Here is a 9,262-nt window from a genome sequence, read left to right as displayed (position 1 = left end):
TATCAACATATCTGGCGTTGACTTTTGGCACGCTGTTGAGTTCTCAAGGAACGGACGCTTCCTTTGTACTCACCCTCTCGGGCTTTCCTCCGGGCACTTCCCTTCGGTCTTGCGTTTCCGACTCTATCAGATCCTTTCGGGCCTGATTCCCGGTCGGCGGGACCGCTTTGAGTTCTTCGCTTTCGCGTTTCCCTTTCGGCGTGTTCACTACTTTAGCCGATTCCCCCGGCAGCTCATAATTGAGCATTTGAGTCTTAATTTCGGCATGCCGAAAACAAAACCCGTGGGGGTTGGTCGTAGTAGTGGTTGGCCGCTTCGGGATGCTCAGGTCGGGTCCTGAAGACCGTTCCGATAGCAGTACCCGTTTCAAGCGGCTCGGACTACGTTAGGCGCTCCCCGGAGCCGGGTCAAGTTCGCCTGCCTCGGGGGGTATGGGCCCGATAAGGGCTGACCGTGGGGTCGTTGTCGGTCCAGAAGCGCCAGGGCTGGGTGGCGCCGCCGCCCCCTACTCCCGTCCTTGGACCGTTGCGTACCTGGTCGGGGTGGGGTGGGGTCCCTGTCAGTACCGACAGGGCCGGCTGTGGGCCGGAGCAGACGTCGGTGCCGTTCAGCGTGCGGTCGACGTCCAGGGCTGTCGCCAGGCGGGCCGGGCCTTTGGCCAGTTCTCGGTCATGGCGGGCCGAGATTCGACGTTTGCGGGCCAGATCGGCGCCCACCCGGATCTCGCCCGCGCGCAGCAGGACGCCGCTCGCGAAGCCCTCCGGGCCGCAGACCAGGTTGAGGCAGTGCCACATGCCGTAGGTGAAGTAGACGTACGCGTGTCCGGGCGGGCCGAACATCACTTCGTTGCGCGGGGTGGGACCCCTGTACGCGTGCGAACCGGGGTCGATTGCGCCCGCGTAGGCCTCGACCTCTGTGAGACGGAGTTCAATGGTGCCTTCGGGTGTCCTTCGGACCAGGGTGCGGCCCAGCAGATCCGGGGCGACCTCCAGAACGGGGCGGTCGAAGAACTCCCTTGGCAGCGGCGTACGGTCGGTGCTCGCGATCATGGCGTACCAGCGTAGTGGGGAACCGAACGCGGTCGTTGCGCGTATGTAGGGGTCAGGATCTAGGAGGAGTGGATATGGGGTTCAAGAAGCTGCTCGCCAGCTTGGGTGCGGGCGGTGCCTCGGTCGAGACCGAGCTGTTCGAGGCGAACGTCGTGCCCGGTGGTGTCGTCCAGGGCGAGGTGCGGATCCAGGGCGGATCGGTCGACCAGCAGATCGAGGGGCTCTCCGTCGGACTGCAGGCGCGCGTCGAGGTCGAAGGCGGTGACCAGGAGGTCAAGCAGGACATCGAGTTCACCAAGGTGCGGATCGGTGGGGCCTTCGAGGTCAAGGCCGGGGCCGTGCACGTGGTGCCGTTCGGGCTCGAGATTCCGTGGGAGACGCCGGTCACGAGCGTCGACGGGCAGCAGCTGCGCGGGATGAACATCGGGGTGACGACCGAGCTGGAAATCGCCCGCGCCGTGGACTCCGGTGACCTGGACCCGATCAGCGTGCACCCGCTGCCGGCGCAGCAGGCGATCCTCGACGCCTTCATTCGGCTCGGGTTCCGCTTCAAGAGCGCGGACATGGAGCGCGGTCACATCCGCGGTACACGTCAGCGGCTGCCCTTCTACCAGGAGATCGAGTTCCAGGCGCCGTCGCAGTACCGGGGGATCAACCAGGTGGAGCTGACCTTCGTCGCGGACGACCGCGAGATGGACGTGATCCTGGAGATGGACAAGAAGCCGGGACTGTTCAGCGAGGGCAGCGACTCCTACCGGGCGTTCCAGGTCGGGCTGAACGACTTCCAGGGGACCGACTGGGCCGCGTATCTCAATGAGTGGCTCGCTCAGGTCGGCGGCCGCCGCAACTGGCTCTAGGGTCGGAAGCGGACAGAGAACTGCCGATCCTGGAGGTACTCACGTGACTGGGCAAGACAGGGCGCCCCTCCCCCACGCCTTCCACCCGCCCGTCCCCTCGTTCACCGTGGTGAGCGATGACATCGAGCCGGGTGCGGTGCTCAAGGACGATCAGGTCTACGCGGTGGGGAACCTCTCGCCGCACCTGCGGTGGGAGGGCTTCCCCGCGGAGACCAGGAGTTTTGCCGTGACGTGCTTCGACCCGGATGCGCCCACGGGCAGCGGGTTCTGGCACTGGTCGGTCGTCGACATCCCGGTCACCGTCACCGAGCTGCCCGTGGGGGCCGGCAGCGGCGCCTTCGCCGGGCTGCCGGAGATCGCGGTGCAGGCTCGTAACGACTACGGGTCCAAGGACTTCGGGGGCGCTGCCCCGCCTGCCGGGGAGACGCACCGCTATGTCTTCACGGTCTATGCGGTGGACACCGAGAAGCTGGGGACCGATGGCGACACTTCGCCTGCGGCCGTCGGTTTCAATCTTCGGTTCCATACGGTCGGACGTGCTCAGCTTGTCGCCGAGTACACCGCTCCTGCCGGTAGTTGACCGTCTGTCAGTTTTGTTTGCCCTGCCCTGGTCTTGGAGAGATCAGGGCAGGGCCTTTTTTTATTGCGTTGTCCATTGCGGCGTGCCCGGCCAGAGTTGATCCCAGTCCACCAGGGGGTGGGCCGGCGCTACGGAGGTGGGCACGATGCGGGACACGCTGGTTCTTAACGCGAGCTTCGAGCCGCTGTCGACGGTGACGCTCAACCGCGCGGTGGTGCTGGTGCTGCAGGACAAGGCCGTCGTCGAGCAGGCCCATCCCGGACTCCGTGTGCGTGCTGCCGCGGTGGACATACCGGTGCCAAGGGTGATCAGGCTCTGCCGGTACGTACGGGTGCCCTTCCGAAGACACGCACCGTGGTCGAGGCGGGGCGTGCTGATACGGGACCAGCACCGGTGCGCGTACTGCGGAAAGCGGGCGAGCACCGTGGACCACGTGGTGCCTCGGGCCCAGGGCGGTCAGGACACCTGGCTGAACACGGTGGCCTCGTGCGCCGAGGACAACCACCGCAAGGCCGCGCGTACGCCGGAGCAGGCGGGGATGCCGCTGCTGCGCCGGCCGTTCGTGCCGACGCCTGCCGATGCCATGCTGCTCGCGCTCAGGACCGGTGAGCGCGATGCGCTGCCTGACTGGCTGCCGTTGACCGCGTAGGTGCTGCACACAGCAGGGTCCGTCCCCCGTAGCGGAGGACGGACCCTGTTGCTGTCCGTGTGCGTCAGTCGGTCGGCGGGGTCTTGCTCTCCTTGCCCGTGTCGAAGCCGGGCATTCCCCCGGCCACGTTTCCGAAGGCGCCGCTGAGGCCCTTGAGGGCGTCGCCGATCTCGCTGGGGACGATCCAGAGCTTGTTCGCGTCGCCTTCGGCGATCTTCGGGAGCATCTGGAGGTACTGGTAGGCGAGGAGTTTCTGGTCCGCGTCGCCCGCGTGGATCGACTCGAAGACCGTACGGATCGCCTGGGCTTCGCCCTCTGCGCGCAGGGCCGCGGCCTTCGCGTCACCCTCGGCGCGCAGGATCGAGGACTGCTTCTCGCCCTCGGCGCGCAGGATCTCGGACTGGCGTACACCTTCGGCCTGCAGAATCGCGGCGCGCTTGTCACGGTCGGCGCGCATCTGCTTCTCCATCGAGTCCTGGATGGAGGTCGGCGGCTCGATGGCCTTGAGCTCGACGCGGTTGACGCGGATGCCCCACTTGCCGGTGGCTTCGTCGAGGACTCCGCGCAGGGCGGCGTTGATCTCCTCGCGGGAGGTCAGGGTCCGTTCGAGGTCCATGCCGCCGATGATGTTGCGGAGGGTGGTGACGGTGAGCTGCTCGATGGCCTGGATGTAGCTGGCCACCTCGTACGTCGCGGCCCGGGCGTCGGTCACCTGGTAGTAGATGACCGTGTCGATGTTGACGACCAGGTTGTCCTGGGTGATCACCGGCTGCGGCGGGAACGGGACGACCTGTTCACGGAGATCGATGCGGTTGCGGATCGAGTCGATGAACGGGACGACGATGTTCAGCCCCGCGTTGAGCGTGCGGGTGTAGCGGCCGAAGCGCTCCACGATGGCGGCGCTGGCCTGCGGGATGACCTGAATCGTCTTGACCAGGGCGATGAAGACCAGCACCACCAGAATGATCAGGACGATGATGACGGATGGCATCGTGCTCCCGTGCCCTTCGATTGCCGGCGGATCTCGGTGATCGAGTTTCGCAGACCGCGGTCTGCCGTGTCGGACGTTTGGCGAGGTCACATGACGATGGCAGTGGCTCCCTCGATCTCCACGACATCGACCTGCTGGCCCGCGTCGAAGCTCTGGCCCGCGTCGAGTGTGCGGGCGGACCAGATCTCACCGGCCAGCTTGATCCGGCCGCCGCTGCCGTCGACCCGTTCGAGTACGACGGCTTGGCGGCCCTTGAGTGCATCTATACCGGTGGCCAGCTGGGGCTGCTGGGCGCGGTGCCGGTTGGCGATCGGGCGTACGACCGCGATGAGCGCCACGGAGACGATCACAAAGACGAGGAACTGGCTGACGATGCCCCCGCCGAGACCTGCCACGACTGCCGCGGCACCCGCTCCGACGGCGAACATTCCGAATTCCGGCATCGCGGTGATCACGAGCGGAATTCCCAGTCCGACCGCGCCGATCAGCCACCACACCCACGCCTCGATGTCCACAGGACCATGGTAGGTCCAGGCACCGGCCTCGGGACAGGGCGCACGATTGGTCAGCCGAGCGGGAGGCCCTGGGCCGACCAGCGGTTGCCGCGCTGCTCGACGACGAGCGGGAGGCCGAAGCAGAGGGAGAGGTTCCTGGAGGTCAGTTCGGTCTCCATGGGGCCCGCGGCGAGTACCTTGCCCTGGCGGATCATCAGGACGTGGGTGAAGCCGGGGGCGATCTCCTCGACATGGTGGGTGACCATGACCATGGAGGGGGCGTACGGGTCCTGGGCGAGGCGGCCGAGGCGCCGGACCAGGTCTTCGCGGCCGCCGAGGTCGAGGCCCGCGGCGGGCTCGTCCAGGAGCAGCAGTTCGGGGTCGGTCATCATGGCGCGGGCGATCAGCGTGCGCTTGCGCTCGCCCTCGGAGAGCGTGCCGAACTTGCGGTCCAGGTACTCGGTCATGCCGAGGCGGTCGAGGAAGGCGCGGGCGCGCTGCTCGTCGACCTCGTCGTAGTTCTCGTGCCAGGTGGCGGTCATGCCGTACGCGGCGGTGAGCACCGTCTGCAGGACGGTCTGGCGCTTGGGCATCTTCTCGGCCATGGCCGCGCCGGCCATACCGATGCGGGGGCGCAGTTCGAAGACGTCGGTGCCGGGCCTGCCGAGCTTCTCGCCGAGGATCGAGGCGGTCCCTGTGGTCGGGAAGAGGTAGCTGGAGGCGATGTTGAGGAGGGTGGTCTTGCCTGCGCCGTTGGGGCCGAGGATGACCCAGCGCTCGCCTTCCTTCACCGCCCAGGAGACGTCGTCCACCAGAGCACGTCCGTCGCGGACCACCGATACGTCCAGCAGCTCCAGTACATCGCTCATGAGCGCGTTGTCTCCCCATGCAGTCTCGGTTCGCGCGTGCGCCTGCGTGCGCAGCTCCCAGGGAAAACCTACGCCACCGGTGAAGTGGTCCAGTCCCTAGGCTGTCCCCATGCTCTCGGAACCACGCTCAGGACGGCTGGCCGCATGGGGAAATGCCCTTTTGGCCGGGAATGTTTCACCCGATGACGCGGCACTCGCGATCGTCGGGAGTGATGCGGTGCACAGGGTCGACGGACTGCCCGGCGAGGCGGGCCCGGTCGGGCTCACGCTGGCGCTGGGCCGGCTGCGGACGCTCGGGGTGACCGGGTTCCGCGTGGCGCTGCCCGCGCCGGGGCATCCGCTGGGGCTCAGCGGCCCGCCGGAGTTCAATGCGCGGGCGCTGGAGGCCGAGGAGGGAGTGGTCGGTTTCGGGGCTCCGTACGGACTCGTACCGGAGATACGCGAGGCGGGGACGGCCGGCGACCTGCATGTGGAGGTCCTCTGGCACTGTCTGGCGGTGCGCGAGGCGCCGCCGGCGGACGTGCCTTCGCTCGGTGAGGCGGAGCGGGAGCTGGCGGAGGCGCTGCGGGATGCGACGGCCGTGCTCTCGAAGCTCGACGTGGCGGGGTCGGGGCCGGTCGCGGCGGCCGCGATCGACGCGTACCGGGCACGGTCGGAGGGGTCCGGCGGGGAGGTGCTGGCTCCGGGGTATCCGCCGCGTGCGGTACGGGTGCTGGAGCTGGCGCAGCGGGTGGGGCTGCTGGTCTCGGTCGCGTACGAGAGCGGTCATGGCGGTGCGGTGAGCGCCTCGGAGATGGCGGCCCGCGGTGAGGCGCTGAGGCCGGTGGAGAGGGTCGCGCGGCGGGCGCAGGTGGCGGCCTTCAACGCGTTCGTGGAGGAGCGGGAGCGGGGCTGAGGAAAGGGGAGAGCCCCGCGGACCGGATGGTCCGCGGGGCTCTCTTCACACGTGGAGTCAGCGGTTCGAGGACTCGTTGTGGAACGTGGGGTTCAGGCCACCGATGACGGTGCCGGTGTTGCCCGTGAGGTTGACCGGCACGTGGACCGGGACCTGAGCCTGGTTGCCCGAGGCGACGCCCGGGTTCATCTCGGCCTTGCCGTCCGCCTTGGCGTCGGCGAGCGCAGCGCCCGCGGAAGCACCAGCGGCGATACCGGCGACGGCGATGACCAGGGCGGCCTTCTTGGCGATGTTCATGAAAAGTGTTCCTCCTGCTTATGTGCGTTTCGACCCCAGCCGCGGGGTCGCACGCTGAAAACGCTTGGGCCGTCCGGATGACACGGGGTGGATGCACGATGCGCCCATTTGGAGCAATCATGGTCACTCCCGCAAAAACCGGACCGGCCCCCAGGGATGCCTGAGGGCCGGTGGGCACTGCTCGACCGCGGGGGTCGGTCAGCCGTTGGTTCAGCTGGATCAGCCGTTGAAGCCGTCGTTCCCGAAGGTCGGGTTGAGGGCGCCGATCACGTTGACGGTGTTGCCGACGGCGTTCACCGGGACGTGCACGGGGGCCTGGACAAGGTTGCCCGAGACGACGCCCGGGGACTTGACGGCCTTGCCGTTGGCGTGCGCGCCATCGGTGGCGGAGGCGACACCGGCACCCGCGGCGACGACGCCACCGGCGATGAGGGCGATGGCAGTGGCCTTCTTCATGCTGTTCACTTCAGGATCCTCCTAGCAATTGCTGCGGCCAGCCGCCGCAGCACGCCATGGAGAACGGCCGCACACCGATCTGGATGCGCCGGATGGACGACATACACCCGACGGTATGAATCTCGGACCGGAAGGCGACAGTCCGCTCTGCTGTATTTCAGCCGGTCACACCGTGTCGCACGGCCCAGAGGGCCGCTTGGGTGCGGTCCGCGAGATCGAGCTTCATCAGAATGTTCGAGACGTGCGTCTTGACGGTCTTCTCGGAGAGGACGAGGGCGCGGGCGATCTCCCGGTTGGAGCGGCCGTCCGCGATCAGGGTGAGGACCTCGCGCTCGCGCTCGGTGAGCGTGGTGCCCCTCCCCTGCCCGCTGCCGTGCTCGTCCTGGGAGAGGAGCGCGCCCGCCACCTCGGGCTGGAGCAGCACGTGGCCCGCGTACACGGAGCGGATGGCGCCCGCCAGTGCCTCGGGATCGACGTCCTTGTAGACGTAGCCGGAGGCGCCCGCACGCAGGGCGGGGACCACGGTGCGCTTCTCGGTGAAGCTGGTGACCACCAACACCTTTGCGGGGTTGGCGAGTTCGCGGAGTTTGCGCAGCGCCTCGATGCCGTCCATGCCCGGCATCTTGACGTCCATCAGGACGACGTCGGGGCGAAGCTCCTCGGCGCGGGCGATGCCCTCGGCGCCGTCGGACGCCTCGCCGACCACCTCGATGTCGTCCTGGATCTCCAGGAAGGTGCGCAGGCCGCGGCGGACCACCTGGTGGTCGTCGACCAGGAGTACACGGATCGCCGCCTTTGAATCCGACACAGCGTCAGCCACCGGGGACCTCCATCTCGATTGTCGTTCCCTTGCCGGGTGCCGACTCCACGGTCAGCTGCCCGCCGACGCCGCTCGCCCGGTCGCGCATCGAGACCAGGCCGAGGTGGCGGCCGGCGCTGCGGACCGATCGGGGCTCGAAGCCCGAGCCGTCGTCCCTGACGCGCAGGACGGTCCTGCGGCCGCTCTGGTCGAGTACGACGTCGACGCGGTCCGCGCCGGAGTGGCGCAGGGCGTTGTGCAAGGCCTCCTGGGCGACCCTGAGCAGCGCCTCCTCCTGGGCCGCGGGCAGTGCCCGTACCTGACAGCTGTCGAAGGTGACACGAGCCTCGTGGGCGCGGTCCAGGACCTGGATCTGGGTGCGGAGGGTGGCGGCGAGGCCGTCCTCGTCGAGGCCTGCGGGGCGCAACTCGACGACGGCGGCGCGCAGTTCGTCCGCCGCTTCGGCCGCGAGGGCCGCCACCTGGTGCAGCTCTTCCTTGGCGCGGGCCGGGTCGCGGTCGACCAGGGTGGCCGCGGCCTGGGCGGTGAGGCGGAGCGAGAAGAGCTTCTGGCTGACCGCGTCGTGGAGCTCGTGGGCCAGGCGGGAACGTTCCTCCGCGATGGTGAGCTCGCGGCTGCGCTCGTAGAGACGGGCGTTGGTCAGGGCGATCGCGGCGTGCTGGGCGAGGATCGTCAGGAGCTCCTCGTCGTCGGCGGTGAAGCCGCAGGAGGCCGTGGGCCGGGGGCACTTCTTGTTGGCGAGGAAGAGTGCGCCGATCACTTCGTCGCCGTCGCGGATCGGCATCCCCAGGAAGTCGGACATGTCGGGGTGCGCGGAGGGCCAGCCCTCGAAGCGGGAGTCCTTGCGTACGTCGGCCAGCCGCTCGGTCTTCGCTTCGCTGAGCATCGCGGCGAGGATCCCGTGCTGGCGGGGCAGCGGGCCGATCGCCTTCCACTGGGCGTCGCTCATGCCGTCGACGACGAACTGGGCGAAGCCGCCGTGGTCGTCGGGGACGCCGAGTGCCGCGTACTCGGCGTCGAGGAGTTCGCGGGCCGAGGTGACGATCGTCTTGAGGACGTCGCGCACCTCCATGTGCCGGCTCATGGCGAGCAGCGCGGTGCTCACCGCGGACAGACCGGATCGTGGGACGTGGGACATGGGCTCACCGTACCGGCGGTGATGACCGTGCGAATGGGGCTGTGGGCGGCAGTTGATTAGGGCTCTGGGCCTAGGTCGATCGGGGTGGCGGGGGTCCGGCCTGCGGCCGACGCGGTGGGCGGGGGCCCGTTCCTACGTTGGAGGCACACAGCGAAGAGGGGACCGTG

12 protein-coding genes are annotated in these 9,262 nt (G+C 68.3%); 4 read left to right on the top strand and 8 right to left on the bottom strand.

From position 1 onward, the window contains the following. Positions 1 to 407: 407 nt before the first annotated feature. On the bottom strand, positions 408 to 1,049 hold the full coding sequence (locus tag AB0H78_RS33385; RefSeq protein ID WP_363238488.1) for a DNA-3-methyladenine glycosylase: 642 nt from the start codon (positions 1,047 to 1,049) through the stop codon (positions 408 to 410). Positions 1,050 to 1,123: 74 nt separating this feature from the next. Here AB0H78_RS33385 and AB0H78_RS33380 point away from each other — a divergent pair, with 74 nt between their 5' ends. The 3 genes from AB0H78_RS33380 (at position 1,124) to AB0H78_RS33370 (ending at position 3,135) form a co-directional block, all read left to right on the top strand. Then, entirely contained in the window at positions 1,124 to 1,906 is a 783-nt protein-coding gene (locus AB0H78_RS33380) for a sporulation protein (RefSeq protein ID WP_363238486.1), read from the top strand. 43 nt (positions 1,907 to 1,949) lie between these two features. Next, on the top strand, positions 1,950 to 2,486 hold the full coding sequence (locus AB0H78_RS33375) for a YbhB/YbcL family Raf kinase inhibitor-like protein (RefSeq protein WP_363238485.1): 537 nt from the start codon (positions 1,950 to 1,952) through the stop codon (positions 2,484 to 2,486). A 145-nt stretch (positions 2,487 to 2,631) separates the two neighbouring features. Continuing rightward, positions 2,632 to 3,135, top strand: coding sequence for an HNH endonuclease (locus tag AB0H78_RS33370; protein ID WP_363238484.1), 504 nt, complete (start codon positions 2,632 to 2,634; stop codon positions 3,133 to 3,135). A gap of 64 nt (positions 3,136 to 3,199) precedes the next feature. Here AB0H78_RS33370 and AB0H78_RS33365 read toward each other — a convergent pair whose 3' ends face one another. The 3 genes from AB0H78_RS33365 to AB0H78_RS33355 form a co-directional block, all read right to left on the bottom strand. Then, on the bottom strand, positions 3,200 to 4,126 hold the full coding sequence (locus AB0H78_RS33365; protein ID WP_363238483.1) for an SPFH domain-containing protein: 927 nt from the start codon (positions 4,124 to 4,126) through the stop codon (positions 3,200 to 3,202). 86 nt (positions 4,127 to 4,212) lie between these two features. Next, positions 4,213 to 4,641, bottom strand: a complete 429-nt coding sequence (locus AB0H78_RS33360; RefSeq protein WP_363238482.1) for an NfeD family protein — start codon at positions 4,639 to 4,641, stop codon at positions 4,213 to 4,215. Positions 4,642 to 4,691: 50 nt separating this feature from the next. Continuing rightward, positions 4,692 to 5,489, bottom strand: a complete 798-nt coding sequence (locus AB0H78_RS33355; protein WP_363238481.1) for an ABC transporter ATP-binding protein — start codon at positions 5,487 to 5,489, stop codon at positions 4,692 to 4,694. Between the two features lie 109 nt (positions 5,490 to 5,598). Here AB0H78_RS33355 and AB0H78_RS33350 point away from each other — a divergent pair, with 109 nt between their 5' ends. Then, complete coding sequence (locus tag AB0H78_RS33350; protein ID WP_363238480.1) at positions 5,599 to 6,384, top strand: hypothetical protein; 786 nt, start codon at positions 5,599 to 5,601, stop codon at positions 6,382 to 6,384. Positions 6,385 to 6,441: 57 nt separating this feature from the next. Here AB0H78_RS33350 and AB0H78_RS33345 read toward each other — a convergent pair whose 3' ends face one another. The 4 genes from AB0H78_RS33345 to AB0H78_RS33330 all read right to left on the bottom strand — a co-directional run bounded on the left by AB0H78_RS33345 (position 6,442) and on the right by AB0H78_RS33330 (position 9,095). Next, a complete protein-coding gene (locus AB0H78_RS33345; protein WP_363238479.1) occupies positions 6,442 to 6,681 on the bottom strand; it encodes a chaplin in 240 nt (79 codons plus the stop codon). Positions 6,682 to 6,900: 219 nt separating this feature from the next. Further along, on the bottom strand, positions 6,901 to 7,146 hold the full coding sequence (locus tag AB0H78_RS33340; RefSeq protein ID WP_363238478.1) for a chaplin: 246 nt from the start codon (positions 7,144 to 7,146) through the stop codon (positions 6,901 to 6,903). A 148-nt stretch (positions 7,147 to 7,294) separates the two neighbouring features. Next, positions 7,295 to 7,945 (bottom strand): response regulator transcription factor, encoded by a 651-nt coding sequence (locus AB0H78_RS33335; RefSeq protein WP_363238497.1) that lies wholly within the window; start codon positions 7,943 to 7,945, stop codon positions 7,295 to 7,297. Positions 7,946 to 7,949: 4 nt separating this feature from the next. Beyond that, positions 7,950 to 9,095, bottom strand: a complete 1,146-nt coding sequence (locus AB0H78_RS33330; RefSeq protein WP_363238477.1) for a GAF domain-containing sensor histidine kinase — start codon at positions 9,093 to 9,095, stop codon at positions 7,950 to 7,952. Positions 9,096 to 9,262 lie beyond the last annotated feature (167 nt).

Source organism: Streptomyces sp. NPDC050738, assembly GCF_040654175.1.
Lineage (GTDB): Bacteria > Actinomycetota > Actinomycetes > Streptomycetales > Streptomycetaceae > Streptomyces.
This window is presented reverse-complemented; position numbering and strand designations above follow the sequence as displayed.